This is a genomic window from Prosthecobacter sp. (assembly GCF_044227185.1).
Lineage (GTDB): Bacteria > Verrucomicrobiota > Verrucomicrobiia > Verrucomicrobiales > Verrucomicrobiaceae > Prosthecobacter.
Window position 1 is genome coordinate 19,911 of record NZ_JBGAFO010000002.1, and the last position, 17,275, is coordinate 37,185.

Consider the following 17,275-nt stretch of genomic DNA (forward strand, 5'->3'; position numbering starts at 1 on the left):
TGTCTGTCGATCAGCGCTTTCTCAGCACGCAAAGACTCCGCATCATTCCAAGCGTCTCGCAGCCGGCAGGTCATGCGGGAACTGCCGCGCGTGAAGAGCGCGCTGATCGACGGGCATGAGTGCCCATCGTACTTCTGGCGGGCAGCCGTGCTGCTTTTAACGGCTCAGCTCCAGCATGCGGAGGATGGGCTTTTCGGCGCGCTTGCGGAGGTCTTCGTCCATCTCCACGCGGGGGGTGAGGTCGCGCAGGCAGTCGTGCAGCTTTTGCAGCGTGTTCAGCTTCATGTAGCGGCAGTCGGCGCAGGCGCAGTGGCCGGTGGGACCGGGAATGAATGTCTTCCCCGGCACTTCGCGCTCCAGCCGGTGCAGCATGCCGCTCTCCGTCACGATGATGAAGGTGCTGGCGGGGCTGCTGCGGCAGTAGCCGACCATCTTCTCCGTGCTGCACACTTCATCCGCCAGGATGCGGACGGCGTAGGTGCACTCGGGGTGCGCCACCACCTTCGCGTCAGGGTGCTCGTCCTTGATCTGCTGGATGCTGTCGCGCGTGAACTCCACATGCACGTAGCAGGCGCCTTTCCACAGGTCCATCTTGCGGCCCGTGCGCTCCATGACCCAGGAGCCGAGGTTTTGGTCTGGGACGAAGAGGATGGGGCGGTCCTTTGGCGCGGCCTCGACGATTTTGTCGGCATTGCCGCTGGTGCAGATGCAGTCGCTGAGGGCTTTGACGTGGCCGCTGCAGTTGATGTAGGCGATGACGTAATAATTCTTGGCGGCGTTCGCTTTGAGGAAGGCCTCAAGCTGCGGGCCGGGGCAGCTCTGCTCCAGGGAGCAGCCGGCATTGGCATCCGGCAGCACCACGATCTTCCCCGGGTTCACGATCTTCGCCGTCTCCGCCATGAAATGCACGCCGCAGAAAACGATGACGTCCGCCTCGGTCTCCTTCGCCTTGTAGGCGAGGCCGAGGGAGTCTCCCACAAAGTCAGCGATCTCCTGAATGGCCTTGTCCTGGTAGTTGTGCGCCAGGATCACGGCATTGCGTTCTTTTTTGAGGCGAAGGATTTCTTCGGTAAGGCTGGGGGCGGCGGTGGCGACCATGGAAATGAGGGTGCGGAGCGTAAAACGAAGCGGCGCGGAAGCAAGGATGGAGTCGGGGCCGTGGAATCCTCGTTCTCGTTCTCGTTCTCGTTCTCGTTCTCGTTCTCGATCAAGAAACGCCCCCCTCGCCGCAGCGGGACCGCAGCACTGAAAACTGAGAACTGAAAATTGCCAATAGCCCCGAAGGCCTCAAATGAGAATAACCCCCTCCCCGTATTCGTCATTCGTCATTCGTCATTCGTCATTCGTCATTCGTCATTCGTCGTTCGACATTCCTCATTCATCATTCCACAATTCCACCGTGACCAAAAAACAGCCCCACCCGCTCCTCGACCTCGCGCTCACCGTCATCCTCCCTTCCCTCGCTCTCGAGAAACTCAGCGCGCCGGAGCGGCTGGGCCCGCTCTGGGCGCTGATCGTGGCGCTGCTGCTGCCGCTGGGCTTTGGCATCTGGTGTTTTGTGAACAAGCGCGGCATGAACTTCTTCTCCATCCTGGGGCTGACGGCCGTGATCGTCACCGGCGTGCTGGGCCTGTGGAAGCTCAACGCCACGTGGTTTGCCGCCAAGGAGGCCATGTTCCCCCTGTTCCTCGGCATCGCCTTCCCACTGAGCCACCGCTGGGGCAGGCCGCTCGTGAATGATCTGCTGCTCAATCCTCAAATGATCAATCATCCGGCTTTGCACCAGGCGCTCGACACCCCGGAGAAGCACCACAACTTTGCCATTCTTCTCAAAAAGGCCTCCTGGGGCATGGCGGGCACGATGATCTTTTCCTCGGCCATGAATTTCGCCCTCGCCCTCTACCTGCTGGGAGACAAAACACCCGGCAGCGAAGAGTACACGAAGGCGATCGGCCGGCTGAACTGGAGCGGCTCCCTGATCCTCATGATCCCGCTCATGGCCGTCCTGCTGGCCTTGATGTTCTGGGTGCTGCGCTCCATCTCCCGCATCACCGGCCTGGAGCGCGACGACCTCCTGAACCAGGGCACCACGGTGCGCAAGCAGGTGAACAACGGCTGACATCCTGCCCGAAAAACCGTTTGCCCAACCGGCAGGTGCCGTTTATAGACTCCGCCCCCGGACTCGCGCGATTAGCTCAGTGGTAGAGCATTACCTTGACATGGTAGGGGTCACAGGTTCGAACCCTGTATCGCGCACCATCTTCGACTGAAGATGGATTTCACTCACGCCGCAGAACGTGAGGCTCGCCCATCGGAGGACTTGGCATTCCGCAGCGGAACAAAACGAATTTCCACGCGGCGATGAAGCGCTGCGGCAATGCGGTTGAGCATCGCCAGTGAATGCCCCTCGTAATCAGCATCTTCCAGGCGGCAGATGACAGAGGCTGTCGTTCCCACCAGCTTCGCCAAAGCCCGCTGAGAAAGACCTGCCTGAACACGCAGGTCGTGAATCTTCCGTGCAACGGCCTCGTCGGCGCGAATCTGCTCCAGCTCGGCCATTTTATCCGGCTTCCCGGCCACGAGCCTGCGATGCAGAATTTCAACGGCATCGCTGGTGGGTTTGATCTTTTTTTTAGTCATCTTCAAATCTCCTTAAATGTGTGTGCGTTGGGGTTGGCTTCAAAATTCTTTCGCCGTTCGATGGCCCGCGCTATTTCCCACCGGCGGCACGCGGTCCTCCTTCACGATCCCGTGTGACACGACCGCGGCCACCTTCCCGTGGAAGAAATAGAGAAGGCGATAGTGGACGCCCTGCAGGCTCGATCTCAGTTCATAGATCTTGTCTCTCAGCAAATCGGCTTCGGGTCGGCGCAATTCATGTCCCTCCTGCTTAAGGCGCTCAAGTTTGGAAAGGCATTTCAACTGCGCCTTGGCCGGAATTCCTTCCAGCCATTCCAGCACAGGCACCGTTCCATCCGTCTCCTGATAAAAAACGACTTTGGTTTGTGGCACAAATTTGCTCCTTGAGAGTATTAGCAAATTTGCGAACACCTGTCAATGCCTGTCTAGCTCAGCCCCTTCACCCCGCCAGCGGGATCTGCGGGACGGTGACGGTGAACTCCGAGCCCTTCCCCACCTCGCTCGTCACGGCCACGGTTCCGCCGTGGGCTTCGACGATGGCTTTGACGAGGCTGAGCCCCAGGCCCAGGCCGCGCTGGGTGCGGCTTTTGTCGCCGCGATACAGGCGCTCCCAGATGTGCGGCTGGTCGGTGGCGGGGATGCCCATGCCGTTGTCGCGAATGGTCACGGTGACAGTGTTGTCCGCGGCCTGGCAGGTCAGGTGCACCTTGCCGTTCTCCGGCGTGTATTTGAGGGCGTTGTCCAGCAGGTTGGCAAAGGCCTGGCTCAGGCGGGTGGGATCCACCGAGGCCATGCACTCCTTCGCAAAATCGGTGCTGATGGTGATGTGCTTTTCCTCGCTGATGAGATCGTACAATTCCACCACGTGCTGGAGCAGCGCCGGGATGGATGACAGCTCGCGGTGCAGCTTCATCATGCCTGCCTCGGCTTCGCTGATGTCCATCAGCGCCTTCAGCATGGTGAGCACGCGCTCGGACTCCTCCACGCAGTCTGCCAGCGCCTCGCGCGCCACGGGATCGGGCGTGGTCTGCACGGCGGCCTCCGCGGTGCCGCGCAGGCGCGTCAGCGGCGTGCGGAGATCGTGCGCCACATTGTCCAGCGCATGGCGCATGCCCTGGATGAGCGCCTGGTTCTTGTCGAGCAGGCGGTTGAACTCCGTGGCCAGCTCCTCCAGCTCGGTGCGGTTCATCTGCGCGGCCACGCGGGCGGAAAAGTCGCCGGTGTCAGAGATCGTGCGCGCGGTGGCCACCACGTCCCGCACCGGGGTGGTGGCGCGGTGCGCGAAGTAGGCGCCGCCCAGCACGGCGAGCAGCAGCGTGGGCGTCATCACCAGCAGGAAATTCCGGCGGAAAGGCTGCAGCACGGTCTCGCGGCTGTTCGTGCTGCGGCCCACCTGAAGGATGGAGCCGTCCCTCAGGCGCGCGGTGGCCACGGTGAGGTCCCGCTCTTCGTCCTTCGGAATGCGCAGCCAGTCCAGCCGGGAGGCATCCGCCTGCGTCTGCAGCGTTTTTGCATCCACCGGCAGCCAGTCATTGGGCACATTCACAAACAGCACGCTGCCCAGATTTCCCGTGACGCGGACAAAGAAGGACTTGGATTTGCTTTCGTCCGTGCTGTTGAGCTGCACCAGATTGCGCAGCGCCGGCAGCCCCCCGCTGGCATACACGGCGGCGCATTCCTTCAGCCGTGCCTCGATGACCTCGCGGTCCTTGCGCTCCAGCGCGGAGGCGAGCAGCACATAGAGCAGGCCGAAGAGCACGAGGGCGCTCAGCGTGAAGATGGACGCATAGCCCAGCGTGAGCCGCACCGCGAAGCTGCGCCGCCACGGCTTAAACAGGTTTAAAGACATAGCCGACTCCGCGGATGGTTTGAATGAGCTTCACATCAAAGTCCTTGTCCATCTTGGCGCGCAGGCGGTGCACCAGCACATCCACCACATTGGTCTGGGGATCGAAGCTGTAATCCCACACATGCTCCAGGATCATCGTCTTGGTCACCACGCGGCCCGGCGTGCGCATCAGCAGCTCCAGCAGCGCAAACTCGCGGCTTTGCAGCTCGATGGTGCGCCCCTCGCGCTTCACCTCACGTGCCAGCAGGTCCAGCACCACGCCGGATGCCGTGAGGGTGGTGGGCTCCACCACGTGCGTGGCGCGGCGGATGAGGGCCTGCACGCGCGCCAGGAGCTCGGAGAAGGCGAAGGGTTTGGTGAGGTAGTCATCGCCACCGGCCTGCAGTCCCTTCACGCGGTCGTCCACCGTGGCCTTCGCGCTCAGGATCACCACTGGTGTGTGCACCTTCTCTCTGCGGAGCTGCCGCAGCAGCGAGAGGCCGTCCAGCTTTGGGAGCATGAGATCCAGCACGATGCAGTCGTAAGTCACCGTGCAGGCCAGGTCCAGGCCCTGCTCGCCGTCCGCGGCCGTGTCCACGCCAAAGCTGTTCTGCTTCAGCCCGTTCACGATGAACGAGGCGATCTTGCTGTCGTCTTCAATCACTAAAATGCGCATGGCTGGCTGGGTGCTCATGGGTAGCTGCGCTGAGGTTGATTGTCCACTGCCGGGGCTCTTCGACTGCCCCTCCTTCCCCTCTTCCTCTTCTTCATTCACCGTTTTCCAAGAAAAACCCGCCCCCCGCATTTCGCGCAGGGGCGGGTCATCGAACGAACCAACAAACATTAGCCGGCCTTGCTTTCGTCGATCACGATGAAGCGGGTGCCGCCATGGCTCCAGATCTTCACCAGCGAGACCTTGCTCTCAGGCTTGGCGCACAGGGCGGTGGCCTGCTCAGCATCTTTGACGGGCTGGCGGTTGATCTCCAGGATCACATCGCCTTCGCGGAGCCCGGCATCGTAGGCCACCGAGTCTTCCTCCACGGAGGAAACCAGGGCACCTTTGATGTTGGAGGGCACCTTGAGCTGGTCGCGGGTGGCCTTGTCCAGATCAGACACACCGACTCCATGCAGAGCGTCGTCCGCCTTGTCCGCGGCCGGGGTGGCGCTGGCCACCTTGTCGCCGGGCAGTTCCTTCACGGTCACGCTGAGGGTCATGGTCTTGCCATCGCGCAGCACATTCATGGGCACTGCGGCACCGGGGGCGGTGGAGCCCACCTGCAGCTTCAGATGACGGCTGTCGCTGACCGGCTTGCCGTTGAATTCCGTGATCACGTCGCCGCTCTTCACACCCGCTTTGTCAGCAGGGCTGTCAGGCGAGACGCCGGACACCAGCGCACCTTTGGACTGGTCCATCTTGAACTGCTGCGCGAGCTGCGGTGTCAGGTCCTGGATGTTCACGCCCAGGAAACCACGCTCCACACGGCCGGTATTGACGATGCTTTCCATCACCCAGCGGGCCAGGTTGGTAGGCACTGCAAAGCCGACCCCCTGGTTGCCACCGCTGCGGCTCAGGATGGCCGTGTTCATGCCGATCAGGCGGCCTTCCACGTCCACCAGCGCACCACCGGAGTTGCCCGGATTGATGGCGGCGTCCGTCTGGATGAAGTCCTCATAGTCGAGGCCCATCGTGGCGCGGCCTTTGGCACTGACGATGCCACTGGTCACCGTCTGGCCGATGCCAAACGGATGACCGATGGCGAGCACCATGTCTCCTACTTCGATCTTGTCGCTGTCAGCAAAAGCCATGGCGGGGAGGTCTTTGGCTTCGACCTTCACGACGGCCACGTCCGTCTTGGGATCGCGGCCGACCACCTTGCCGTTGAACTCGCGTCCATCCGTGAGGCTGACTTTGATCGTGCTGGCATTGTCCACCACGTGGTTGTTGGTGAGGATGTAGCCGTCTTTCGTCACGATGATGCCGGAGCCCACGCCTTGTTCGCGGGGCGCATGGCGCTGGTGCTGGCCGCGCTGCTGCTGCTGGAATTCGTCAGGCATCTGGAAGCCGGGGCCGAAGAAGCGGCGCAGGTCCATGCCGCCGGGCATTTCCATCTGGCTGACCTTTGCCTCGCTGGAGACCGAGATTTTCACCACGCTGGGCGCCACGGCTTTCACGATGGGCGAGAAGCTGGGGAAGCCTTTGGCTGCGGTGGAGAGCGGCGCATCACTGACCTGGATGTGCAGGGGCTCCGCTTTCGTGCCTGCCGCCTCTTTGGCAGCCGTAAAGGCCACCAGCGAAGCGCTCAGCACGCATACGGAACCAAGAACCGCCGTCCGTTTCCAGATCGACTGGTTGTGAGATGAAGTTTTCATAGGAGTATCTGTTGGATTCATTGGATTGTTTGGGGTGGATTGGTTTCCGCCGCAATCAAACCACAGGGGGAGCGGCTTTTGTGTTACTGGAGCATTACATGCGTGTAAGGTTTGGTTGTTTCCCCGAGAAGAATCGATAGTTTCCCTCCATGTCCCTGATTGAGCCGCCAGATCCAAAGGCCCAGCCATTGCTGCACGTTCTTGTCGAGGAGATGCGGCGGGGTGGCATTCGGGCCGGAGATCCGCAAACCTTTCCCACTTACTCTTTCCTGCTCGCACGGCTGGGGCGGCCTTCGCCTCATTACTTCGCGGGGAGACGTCTGCAAAAACTGGGACTGACGGCCCTCAACGATTGGACGCTGCGTCACGAAGAACTGCCGAAGATCACCGCATTGATCGTAAGCAGGAGCAGCCACCTGCCGGGCAAAGGATTTGCTGAATCACACGGGCACGTGGGTGACATTTCATCCTGGAGAAGCTGGTGGCTGCAGGAGGCGGCGCGCGCGGTCAGCTATGACTGGACTCCGTTTCTGGTCTCCACCACGTATGAATCCGGCTCTGAAAAAAACACCGAGTGCAAGGTGCGTGAAGGGGAGGATGAAATCGACATTGGCAGCATCATCGTCATGGATCCACCTCCGGCCAGGATCCGGCAGAGCGAGATCACCGTGGCCGAAGTGCTGCAATGGCTGGCGGCGGGCGAATCAGAAAAAGAAATTCTCCGCCTCCATCCAGGCCTGCAAAAAGAGGACATCCGTGCCAGCCTTGTCTATGCGGCGGAACGCGAAATGAAATCCGCCAAAGCAGCCACCTTTAGCACACGCTGGCTGGGGAAGTTTGCGCTGCCGGAAGCTGATCCTGAAGACGAGCGGCTTTCCTATCTCTTGAGAAGGTATGAAAGGAGCAGCGTGTGAAGATTCTGGTCGACTGCGATGTCCTGCTGGATGTGGGCACCGGTCGCATGCCGCATGCCGCGGACAGTCAGCAAGTTTTGGACTGGTGTGAACGCCATCCCGGCAATGGCTTCATCGCCTGGCATACCATCGCCAATGTTTTTTATTTGCTGCAGAAAGGCGGCAGAGCCTTGCAGGCACGACAGTTCATTCATGACCTGCTGACGTTCATCGAAGTGGTGCCCGCAGGGACATCTGCCGCAAAGCATGCGCTCGCGCTACCAATGACGGACTTCGAGGATGGATTGCAATGCGCTGCGGCGGTGCAAGCGGGAGTCGATTTCATCGTCACCCGCAACATCAACGACTATTCATCAGCGCCGGTTACTGCCATTTTGCCGGGTGTCTTTCTCTCACAAGCGCCGGCGTGAGTCGCCGCATCGGATTTTCAAACCAAATGCAGGCGGGAATTCGTCTCACGCCAAAATCTCGCTCACCACGCGCGCCTGGGGATTTTCCACGAGCACCTGCTCGGTGCCGTTGCGGCGGTAGCTGAGGTGCTTGGCATCGAGGCCGAAGAGGTGCAGCAGGGTGGCGTGGTAGTCGAAGTGATTGACCACGTCCTTCACGGCCTTGTGGCCAAAGTCGTCTGTCTCGCCGTGGATGTGCCCGGCTTTGAAGCCGCCGCCGGCCACCCACATGCTGAAGCCGTAGGTGTTGTGGTCGCGGCCCACGGTGCTGCGGTCCTTGGAGCCGGAGCGGTTTTGAATGACGGGCAGGCGGCCCATCTCACCGCCCCAGTGGACGATGGTGGTGTCCAGCAGGCCGCGCTGCTTCAGATCGATGACGAGCGCAGCGGCCCCCTGATCCACATACTGGCAGGCCGCAGGCAGAGCGGTGCGGATGTTTTGATGATTGTCCCACGTCTGGTTGCCAGTGAAGAGCGAGATGCAGCGCACCCCGCGCTCGACAAGACGGCGCGCGATGAGGCAGCGCGTGCCGAACTCCGCAGCGGCGGGATTGTCCAGACCGTAGAGCTTCTTGGTGGCGGCGCTTTCCTGGTCGATGTCCAGCGCCTCCTTGGCCGCCGTCTGCATGCGCGCGGCGAGCTCGAAGCTCTGAATGCGCGCCTCCAGGTCCGCCTCGCCGGGGCGGGCCTCCAGATGCTCCTTGTTCAGGCGCTGGACGAAATTGAGGTAACGCGACTGCGCATCGCCCTTGAGGCTCAGCGGCGCGTCGAGGTTCGGAATGCGCGGCTCTTTGGGACGAATGACGGTGCCCTGATACAGCGAAGGCAGCCAGCCGTTGCTCCAGTTGTCCACGCCGAGCACGGGCAGGCCGCGCGGGTCCGTGAGAGCGACGTAGGCGGGCAGGTCCTGATTTTCGGAGCCGAGGCCGTAGGTGAGCCAGCTCCCCAGCGTGGGGCGGCCGCCGGTGACCTGGCCATTGAGCAAAGCGTAGATGGACTGGCCGTGATTGTTCACGCCCGTGTGCATGGAGCGGATGAGCGTGACGTCATCGACGATGTTGGAGAAGTGCGGCAGCAGCTCGCTCACATCCATGCCGCTCTGGCCGTACTTTTTGAATTTCCACGGGCTGCCCATGCACTCGCGGCTGGCGCCGGCGGCGTCGTCGTACTTCACTTCGCCGGGGAAGTCCTTGCCGTCGTACTTGGTGAGCTCGGGCTTGGGGTCAAACAGGTCCATATGGCTGGGCCCGCCCTGCATGAACATGGAGATCATGGCCTTGGCCTGGCCAAAGCCATGGGGCACCTTGGGCTTGAGGTCGAAATGCTTCGGTCCGATCTGCTCCGGGCTGGCCAGCAGGTTCTGCTCCTTGAGCAATGAAGCCAAAGCGATGCCGCCGATGCCGTAGGCGGAGCGGTTCAAAATGGAGCGGCGTGAGAGCATGCCTTACCTACGCAGCAATGGGGCCGAATCTTCCCGGCGGCTCGCCAATCCTCCTCTTCCTCTTACTCCTCCTCTTCCTCCCGGAATTCCGGAAAAAGCCAGGGAGGAGGAGTAGGAGTAAGAGGAGGAGGAAGATCGAACGAGCTACGGCCCTTTCACCACACTCTTTAGCGTCCCCTGCGCCAGCCTTGTGACCACCTCATCCCCCGCCTTCACCTCGGAGGCGTCTTTGAGGACTTTGCCGTCTGCATTGGTGGTGAAGGAAAAGCCGCGGGCGAGCACGGCGTCCAGGCCGATGTGCTTGAGCAGTTCGCCGCGGGACTGCAACCGATCCGCGAGGCGGTCCAGCCGATGCAGCAGGCCCTGCTTCAGCCTGCGCTCTCCCGTCTCCGCGCGGTGCACCGCCTCCGTGAGCTGCACACGGGGATGGTGGGCGGAGAGGACCTGCTGCTTCTGCGTGAGGTCATCCGCCCAGGATTGCAGGCGCTCGCGCAGGGTGTCGCGCAGGCGGGACTCGTGATCGTCGAGGTTCTGCTCCGCCTGCTGAAGGAGGCGGCCGGGGGCGTGCAGCAGCGGGCCTTTGGCGGTGAGCTCGATGACGTGCTGATGGTGATCCAGCAAAGTGCCCACGCGGGCCTTCAGCGTGCGGGCGATGCTGTCGAAATGGCGCTGCAGTTCGGTGACGTCCGGGGCGAGAAGCTCGGCCGCCGCACTGGGCGTGGGAGCGCGCAGGTCCGCCACAAAGTCCGCGATGGTGAAATCAATCTCATGCCCGACGGCGGAGATGATCGGAATGCCGCAGGCCGCGATGGCCCGCGCCAGCGCCTCCTCATTGAAGCACCACAGATCCTCCAGGCTGCCGCCGCCACGGCCTACCACGATGGTATCCGGCACCGGCAGGCCAAAGCTCTCCGCATCTCCCAGCACCCGCAGCGCCCGCACGATCTCCAGCTCCGCCCCCTGCCCCTGCACGCGAACAGGAAAAACAAGCACCCGCACCCACGGCGCACGCCGTGTCAGGATGTTCAGCATGTCTTGAATCGCCGCGCCAGTGGGCGAAGTGACCAGTGCAACGACCCGCGGAAACCGCGGAATGGCGCGCTTCACTTCCGCATCAAACAAGCCCTCCGCATGCAGCCTGCGCTTCAGCGCTTCAAAACGCTCCTGCAGCGATCCCCTGCCCTTCGCCTGCACCTGGCGCACCACCATCTGGTACTGTCCGCGCGGCTCATACACGCTGATCTCCCCGTGCACCTGCATCAGCGCGCCATCCTGAATGCGTGCGCTGCTGCGCGCCGCCGCGCCGCGAAACATGACGCAGCTCAGCTGCGCCCCGGCGTCCTTCAGCGTGAAGTACTGATGCCCGGAGGACTGCAGGCGGTGATTGCTGATCTCCCCCTCCACCCACACGCTGCCGATGTGCCCCTCCAGCACGTCGCGGATTTCGCGCGTGAGCTGGGTCACGGAGAGGACTTCGGGGTCTTCGGGCATGAGGAAAGTTCATGGAACGAAAAGGAGCCGGAGTCCAGTGGGAGGAATGACGAAACCAGAATGCGGAATGACGAATGAATGTGGAACTCAAAGGAAGGCAGCTTTTCGATATCCGGGGATGAAAACGCCCCCCCTCAACCGGCGCGAAACAAACTCTGGGCTCTCCATTCCGGTTTGAGACTGTCCATGATCTCATAACCGCAACTCCTTCATTCGGGCTTCAGCCCTGTTTCGTCATTCCTCATTCTGGTTTCGTCATTTTCAAAACACCAGATGCCACAGCCAGCTGATCATCCCCGAGGCCACCGACCACCAGCAGCGCGCCACTTCCATGAAGCCCAGCCCCGGCGAAGGTGAGGACGCCAGAAACAGCGCGATCAGCAGGAAGGCATTGATGAGAAAGATCAGCATCATGGAGAAAAACTCCCCGTTGCGCTTCAGATCCCCCTGCTCGGCGATCACTGTTTTCACCGTGTAAGTGGCATGAAAGAACCATGTGAGCCCCACCAGCGCATACAGCAGGCGCAGGGGCTTCAGGTGCAACGTCCAGCTCCACAGATGCACCGAGTGCGACTGCTGCATGTCCAGCGCCAGTCCCACGATGCCAAACACCAGCATGATGATCAGGGTGTAAAACGGGATCAGATATGGCGCCAGCGTGATCCAGGTGTTCGACTTGTCCGTCTCCACATACCCGCCCTCGGCGCTGACCTTCCAGTCAAAGATGCGCCCGCCAAACAGCCGCGCGGTGACAAGGTGGCTGAATTCATGCCCAAACACATACGCCGTCACTGGCCGCACACCGGACAGGTAGGCCGCCCCCCACACAATGCCGCCGAAGCTGAAAAAGATGAACTCCTCAGACTTCAGGAAATCCATGCGCACCACCGCCCGCCACAGCATCATGATCAGTGTGATCGCCGTCACCAGGCAGGCCGGCGCCAGCACCGCACCGCCGATCCAGCGCTTCATCAGCAGCAAAAAACGGTCCCGTTTCACGTCCTGCCGGTTGTTGATCCCGGCGGGGCGGTTGCGGGCCTCATGGAAATGTCTGCGCTGATTTGCGGTGGACATAGGAACAGTGAATTATTTAACCAATCTTAAACATCTTCACAATTTAAATGTGAACATGTGAATAATAATGTGTACAATTATTATAACTTTCCACACACCACCGCAGCCACCAGCACTACAAAACCGATTCCAACGGCCTCCCAGGACTCTGCGTCGGGCTTCCAGCGCCCAAAACTGAGCAGTCTCACCGTCCAGGAGCCCAGGTACCCCAGCCATTCCCCCAAAAAGCTCTCCGTAAACCGGCTCATTTGCGGAAAATGAAGTACACCGCTCCGCACATGCACAGCGCCGCCCAAAGGTAGTCCCACTTCAAGGACTCCTTCATGTAAAAAACCACAAAGGGCACAAAGATCGTCAGCGTGACGACTTCCTGGATGATCTTGAGCTGGGGCAGCGTCAGCGCCGTGCTGCCGATGCGGTTGGCTGGCACCTGCAGCATGTATTCAAAGAACGCGATCCCCCAGCTAATGAAGGCAGCGATGAACCAGGGCTTCGATTTCAAGTCCTTCAGATGCGCATACCACGCGAAGGTCATGAAAATATTCGATCCCATCAGGAGTCCCACAGCTTTGATTACAGGCCAGTTCATCCTCCCATAAGAGCATAGGAGTGGCAGATGCCAAGTGTGGCCGGCGGGGCCTCCCGCCTGACCTTCCCGTGGGGCTTTCCTGTATCCCTTTCCCCGCCAGAGAAATCACACGCCGCCCGCCAGCGCGGAGCCACGCACCAGGAGATCGAGGAAGCGCTCTTCGAAGGCTTCATCACTCGTCACCTGCATGAAGTCCACGCTGTGGCTGGCACATTCTCGGGAGAGGTCCGTGACAAAGGCGTCAAACGTCTCCACGTAGCGCTGCACATCGCGCCTGGTCAGCCAGAAGCGGCGACGCTCGCCGGTTTCCACTTCCGTCAGCTCCAGTTCACCTTCGATCTCAGGCAGCCGCTCGGAGGGATGCACGATTTGCAGAAAGTGGTTCTCCCCCGGCCAGGCCGAAACCCGCGCCACCGCCTCCGTGGCACTGCCGATCTCGCGGCCAAAAAAGTCGCTGATGATGAAGATGATGCCGTAGCGCTGCTTGCTGGGGCGGAACTCCTCAAAGCAGCGCTTCATGTCCGTGAGCCCTTCAAACTTCAGCTTCATCACCGCCTGGATCACCTTCTCAATGTTTCCCTGCCCGCGCAGAGGCGGGAGCTCCTGATGCACGCCGGCACTCATGGAGTAGAGGCTCACGCGCTGCTGTGCGCTCAGGGCGAGGTAGGCCAGAGCCACGGCAAAGCGCAGCGCCTGGCGGCGCTTCTCTGGAAAGGGCTGCGCCATCGAAGTGCTGGTGTCCAGGAGGATGTGGAGGTTCAGCTCCTGCGTCTCTTCGTAGAGGCGCACAAACAGCTTGTCCAGCCGCGCGTACAAACGCCAGTCGATCGCACGATAATCCTCACGCGGGGTGTAGTGCCGGTAGTCTTTGAACTCCCGCGTGAAGCCCGTCGCCGGGGTCGATTGCGAGCCCCGGCGCATGAGCTGCCGCCGCTTGCGCAGCCGCAGCGCCAGCACGCGCAGACGGTCCAGAAAGGAGGCGTCAAAGAGGTCTTCGCGTTCGAGGGTTTCGGGCATTTGAATGTGTCGGATCCGGCAATTTTAGCGAGACGAGTGCTCAGCGCTCGCAATTAACGCAAAGATGCTCAACGGAATCAAAAGGATAAAAATACGCAGGACCCACAGCAAAACATCCGCGCGGGGCTTTTGGGCCTGCGCCATGATGCCTGAAGCGCGCTGCGGTCCCACCACCGCCGACAGAAGCTCCGGGGTCACGTCCTTGCCGCCCATGCAGTTGGTATAGATGGTCTGGATGGTGAAGACAATGCCCCAGGGGATCCCCCACCAGCCCACCATCATCGAAAGCAGAGTCCATGGCAGCGCATGCGCGCCAGGGCCATGCCCCGCCCGGATGTAGTGAATGCCCGAGCTGCGCTGAAAGCTCATGACGACGAGGGAGAAATTCCAGCGGAAGATCCTGAAGCGCCCGCCGCGCAGCACGTCGTCCTCCACCTGCTGGATGGTCATGCCTTCGGTTCCTGACATTGGCCGCCCGTTGTCCAGCAGGGGGCTGTTCAGGTAGGCGGAAACTTCGTCTTCGGACCAGGTGTCGGCGGTGGTGGCGGTGTTCATGGGAAAAATGGGCAGGTTGTTTGAAGCAGGTATTTTCAGATCTGGCAAGAATCTGTCTTGCGGCGGCTAAGATTTTTTTGGTATGCAGGCGGACGCATGAAAATCCGTCTTCAGAAACACCCCCGCGGCTTCATCAGTCTTGGCTGCCTGGGCTACCTCATCGCCATCGGCCTTCTTTGGGGCGGCTGTCAAGGCATCTACACTGCGCTGAAAAACCGCCAGCCGCTGGAGATCACCGTCGCCGACTACATTGCCAAAAAGCCCAATGCGGAATGGGTGACGCTGAAGGAGGCTCAGCTCAACCTCCTGGAAGCCGCCCACAAAGGGCGGTCGGGAAATATCTCCGAGATCTTTATCCCAGTCCGGCCCAAAGGGCAGACGGAGGGTTCCCAGGTGCACATCCTTCTTTCCACCAAGGACAAAGACATCGTGGCCGCGCTGGAGGATTTGAACCGCTCCAGCGGCAACATGAAGGACGCCCTCGAGGCTGCGGCACGGCACAAGGACAAGATCTTTGTGCAAAGGGACATCTCAGGCCTCATCCGCTTCGGCATCGACTCCGACTCCAAAACGCGGGATAAACTGGCCGCCCTGGACATGAAGCTGGCTCCAGAGTTCGTGATTTTGAATGACGGCGCCGCTCCCAGCCTGACTGGCAGCCTCTTCATGCTCGGCGGCGGCGTGCTCGTCGGCTTTTTCATGCTGCGCAGCGCGGCGAAGAGCACTCCTGCCTCCCCCCCGCCGCCAGCGCCGAATTTGCCGCCGCGTGCGTAAGCGGACCGCATGAGCTTCCGATTTCGGCATCACGCCCCAGGCTTCAGCAGTCTGAGTTTGCTCGGGCACCTGGCCGCCATGGGCCTGCTCTGGCTGGGCTGCCAGGGCGTGTATGTGGCGCTGAGGAATCCGGACCCGCTGAAGATCACGGTTGCAAAATACATTGCCAAAAAGCCGGACGCTGAATGGATGACGCTTCAGGAAGGGCAGATGAGTCTGCTTGAGGCCGCCTACAAGGCACGGGTCGGGAAAATCTCCGAAATCTACATTCCCGTGCGCCCGGCTGGTGAATCGCTGGACGCGCCGATTCACATCCTCCTCTCCACCAGCGATCCCGCCGTGGTCGAGGCCCTGCAAAATCTCAGCCGCTCCCCCGGCCCGGTGCAGAAAAAGATCGTTGCTGCCTCAAGGCAGGCAGACCAGCTCTTCATGCGGCAGGACATCACGGGTCTTACCCGCTACGGCCTCTTCTTCGATTTCTTGATGCATGCCCGGCTGGCCGCCCTTCGCCTCAACCTGGCTCCCGACTTCATCATCGTCGATGACGGTGCGGCACCCAGCCTTTACTTCAGTCTGTGCCAGATCGGCTGCGGCCTGCTCATGTGGCTTTTCATGCTGGGCAACGAATTGAGAAACCTCCTCTGGCGCTGGCGTCGAAGACGAGCCTTCCGCCGCCAATGCCAACGAGTCCAAAATTAAACAGCCCGTTCCTTCGGCCCCCAGTGCATCATGAGATCGAAGACCGCGCTCTCCACTCGATAGGCGGAGCCCCACAAACTGATATCCCCCGCTCGGAAGAACCACCTATCGGGGCGGCAAGCTGAAGTCAAAAACCCAGAACGAGGCGTCCGCCGTCCCCGGCAATGGTCTAATGGCCGCCACATATAATGCCAGGCATTTAATTATTGCTTTCGCCTCGTTTCGCTCCACTCTCTTGTCCATGATACCCCTCCAATCCTCTCATCTCCAGGCTCTCCCGCTCGAAGAGCAGCTCGTGGGCGTGAATGCCAAAACAGGGCTCTATCCCGGCGCGCGGTCCTGGTCTGGGGGCAGGCACCGCATCCTTGGCAAAGGCCCCTTGGAATCCTACTGCTATCACGTCATGTCACGCACCTGCGGCGGTGAGGTGCATTTTGATGAGGTCGAAAAAGAGGCGCTGCGGCGCGTGATCTGGCGCATGGCGGAGTTCTCCGGCATCAAGGTGGTGACTTACTGCCTCATGCGGAATCACTTCCACCTGCTGGCGGAGGTGCCGCACCGCCAGACCTGGCTGCAGCGTTTTGAGGGTCCGCAGGGGGAAGCAAAGCTGTTTGAGCACCTCCAAATCCTCTACAGCCGCGCCTACCTCGGGCTGCTGAGCGATGAACTTTCCGATCTCCGCGCCCGCGGCTTGCAGGCCCTGGCGGGCCAGCGCATCGAGGCCATCAAAAAACGTTTCTGCGACCTCTCGCTGTTCGTCAAAGAAATCAAAGAGCGCTTCAGCCGCTGGTACAACAAACGCCACGAGCGTCGTGGTACCCTCTGGATGGACCGATTCAAAAGCGTGCTGGTCGAAGGCAAAGGCGAGCCGCTGCGCACCATGGCGGCGTACATCGATCTCAACCCGGTGCGTGCCGGCCTGGTCAAAGACCCGAAGGATTACCGCTGGAGCGGCTACGCCGAGGCGCTGAGCGGCAGCCGGAGAGCCCAGCGCGGCCTTTGCAAAGCGCTCGGCAAACCCGTGGACAGCTGGCGCTCCGCAGACGCAGCAGAAGCCTACCGCTGCCTGCTGCAGGATGAAGGGCGGGAGATCAAAGACGCGCAAAATGAAAACGTGATGAGACGCGGCATCACCGCAGAGGCCGCCCGCGCCGTGCTCGCCGCGAAGGGCAAACTCAGCCCTGCAGAGCTCGTCCGCCTGCGTGTTCGTTATTTCACTGACGGCCTGGTGCTCGGCAGCAAAGCCTTTGTCGAAGAGGTCTTTCAAACCCACCGCGATGACTTCGGTCCAAGGCGCAAACACGGCGCCAGACGCATTCCGCAGACTGACTCAGACTTCTACACCCTGCGTCAGTTGCGCCTCCGGCCTGTGGGATGAAGAGAATGGGAATGAGCAGCAACCAGGGCGTCCTCGCTGAGGCTCGGCATGCGCTGG

Annotated in this window: 18 protein-coding genes and 1 tRNA gene; 7 read left to right on the forward strand and 12 right to left on the reverse strand. The window is 61.1% G+C overall.

Annotation, left to right across the window (positions count from 1 at the left end):
* Window positions 1-156 precede the first annotated feature (156 nt).
* Window positions 157-1,098, reverse strand: coding sequence for a quinolinate synthase NadA (gene nadA, locus ACILSQ_RS04570; protein WP_395742404.1), 942 nt, complete (start codon window positions 1,096-1,098; stop codon window positions 157-159).
* Window positions 1,099-1,291: 193 nt separating this feature from the next.
* On the opposite strand from nadA, the gene ACILSQ_RS04575 reads away from it, so the two are divergent.
* Window positions 1,292-2,119, forward strand: coding sequence for a VC0807 family protein (locus ACILSQ_RS04575; protein ID WP_395742405.1), 828 nt, complete (start codon window positions 1,292-1,294; stop codon window positions 2,117-2,119).
* A gap of 65 nt (window positions 2,120-2,184) precedes the next feature.
* Window positions 2,185-2,259, forward strand: a tRNA-Val gene (locus tag ACILSQ_RS04580).
* Window positions 2,260-2,283: 24 nt separating this feature from the next.
* On the opposite strand, the gene ACILSQ_RS04585 is transcribed toward ACILSQ_RS04580, so the two are convergent.
* The 5 genes from ACILSQ_RS04585 to ACILSQ_RS04605 all read right to left on the reverse strand — a co-directional run bounded on the left by ACILSQ_RS04585 (window position 2,284) and on the right by ACILSQ_RS04605 (window position 6,838).
* Window positions 2,284-2,640 carry a helix-turn-helix transcriptional regulator gene (locus ACILSQ_RS04585; RefSeq protein WP_395742406.1) on the reverse strand — a complete coding sequence of 119 codons (357 nt, stop codon included), beginning with the start codon at window positions 2,638-2,640 and terminating at the stop codon, window positions 2,284-2,286.
* 39 nt (window positions 2,641-2,679) lie between these two features.
* On the reverse strand, window positions 2,680-3,012 hold the full coding sequence (locus ACILSQ_RS04590) for a type II toxin-antitoxin system RelE/ParE family toxin (RefSeq protein ID WP_395742407.1): 333 nt from the start codon (window positions 3,010-3,012) through the stop codon (window positions 2,680-2,682).
* Window positions 3,013-3,079: 67 nt separating this feature from the next.
* Window positions 3,080-4,489 (reverse strand): sensor histidine kinase, encoded by a 1,410-nt coding sequence (locus ACILSQ_RS04595; protein WP_395742408.1) that lies wholly within the window; start codon window positions 4,487-4,489, stop codon window positions 3,080-3,082.
* Window positions 4,470-5,144 carry a response regulator transcription factor gene (locus tag ACILSQ_RS04600; protein WP_395743015.1) on the reverse strand — a complete coding sequence of 225 codons (675 nt, stop codon included), beginning with the start codon at window positions 5,142-5,144 and terminating at the stop codon, window positions 4,470-4,472. Before ACILSQ_RS04600 ends, ACILSQ_RS04595 begins: the two co-directional genes overlap by 20 nt.
* A gap of 167 nt (window positions 5,145-5,311) precedes the next feature.
* Window positions 5,312-6,838, reverse strand: a complete 1,527-nt coding sequence (locus ACILSQ_RS04605; RefSeq protein ID WP_395742409.1) for a DegQ family serine endoprotease — start codon at window positions 6,836-6,838, stop codon at window positions 5,312-5,314.
* A 149-nt stretch (window positions 6,839-6,987) separates the two neighbouring features.
* Here ACILSQ_RS04605 and ACILSQ_RS04610 point away from each other — a divergent pair, with 149 nt between their 5' ends.
* Both ACILSQ_RS04610 and ACILSQ_RS04615 read left to right on the forward strand, forming a co-directional pair.
* Complete coding sequence (locus ACILSQ_RS04610) at window positions 6,988-7,752, forward strand: DUF433 domain-containing protein (RefSeq protein WP_395742410.1); 765 nt, start codon at window positions 6,988-6,990, stop codon at window positions 7,750-7,752.
* Entirely contained in the window at window positions 7,749-8,162 is a 414-nt protein-coding gene (locus ACILSQ_RS04615) for a type II toxin-antitoxin system VapC family toxin (protein ID WP_395742411.1), read from the forward strand. The genes ACILSQ_RS04610 and ACILSQ_RS04615 overlap by 4 nt, the downstream gene beginning before the upstream one ends.
* A 45-nt stretch (window positions 8,163-8,207) precedes the next feature.
* On the opposite strand, the gene ACILSQ_RS04620 is transcribed toward ACILSQ_RS04615, so the two are convergent.
* From ACILSQ_RS04620 to ACILSQ_RS04645, 6 genes are all read right to left on the reverse strand, one after another.
* The gene (locus ACILSQ_RS04620; protein ID WP_395742412.1) at window positions 8,208-9,641 is read right to left on the reverse strand and encodes a DUF1501 domain-containing protein; all 1,434 of its coding nucleotides are present in this window, start codon (window positions 9,639-9,641) and stop codon (window positions 8,208-8,210) included.
* A 144-nt stretch (window positions 9,642-9,785) separates the two neighbouring features.
* On the reverse strand, window positions 9,786-11,132 hold the full coding sequence (xseA, locus tag ACILSQ_RS04625; RefSeq protein ID WP_395742413.1) for an exodeoxyribonuclease VII large subunit: 1,347 nt from the start codon (window positions 11,130-11,132) through the stop codon (window positions 9,786-9,788).
* Between the two features lie 261 nt (window positions 11,133-11,393).
* The gene (locus ACILSQ_RS04630) at window positions 11,394-12,206 is read right to left on the reverse strand and encodes a hypothetical protein (RefSeq protein WP_395742414.1); all 813 of its coding nucleotides are present in this window, start codon (window positions 12,204-12,206) and stop codon (window positions 11,394-11,396) included.
* A 244-nt stretch (window positions 12,207-12,450) separates the two neighbouring features.
* Window positions 12,451-12,795 (reverse strand): DMT family protein, encoded by a 345-nt coding sequence (locus tag ACILSQ_RS04635; RefSeq protein WP_395742415.1) that lies wholly within the window; start codon window positions 12,793-12,795, stop codon window positions 12,451-12,453.
* Window positions 12,796-12,900: 105 nt separating this feature from the next.
* Complete coding sequence (locus tag ACILSQ_RS04640; RefSeq protein ID WP_395742416.1) at window positions 12,901-13,812, reverse strand: DUF58 domain-containing protein; 912 nt, start codon at window positions 13,810-13,812, stop codon at window positions 12,901-12,903.
* Between the two features lie 24 nt (window positions 13,813-13,836).
* A complete protein-coding gene (locus tag ACILSQ_RS04645) occupies window positions 13,837-14,367 on the reverse strand; it encodes a hypothetical protein (protein WP_395742417.1) in 531 nt (176 codons plus the stop codon).
* Window positions 14,368-14,463: 96 nt separating this feature from the next.
* Here ACILSQ_RS04645 and ACILSQ_RS04650 point away from each other — a divergent pair, with 96 nt between their 5' ends.
* The 3 genes from ACILSQ_RS04650 (at window position 14,464) to ACILSQ_RS04660 (ending at window position 17,218) form a co-directional block, all read left to right on the forward strand.
* A complete protein-coding gene (locus ACILSQ_RS04650; RefSeq protein ID WP_395742418.1) occupies window positions 14,464-15,141 on the forward strand; it encodes a hypothetical protein in 678 nt (225 codons plus the stop codon).
* 9 nt (window positions 15,142-15,150) lie between these two features.
* Window positions 15,151-15,840 carry a hypothetical protein gene (locus tag ACILSQ_RS04655; RefSeq protein WP_395742419.1) on the forward strand — a complete coding sequence of 230 codons (690 nt, stop codon included), beginning with the start codon at window positions 15,151-15,153 and terminating at the stop codon, window positions 15,838-15,840.
* Window positions 15,841-16,081: 241 nt separating this feature from the next.
* A complete protein-coding gene (locus ACILSQ_RS04660) occupies window positions 16,082-17,218 on the forward strand; it encodes a transposase (RefSeq protein ID WP_395742420.1) in 1,137 nt (378 codons plus the stop codon).
* Window positions 17,219-17,275 lie beyond the last annotated feature (57 nt).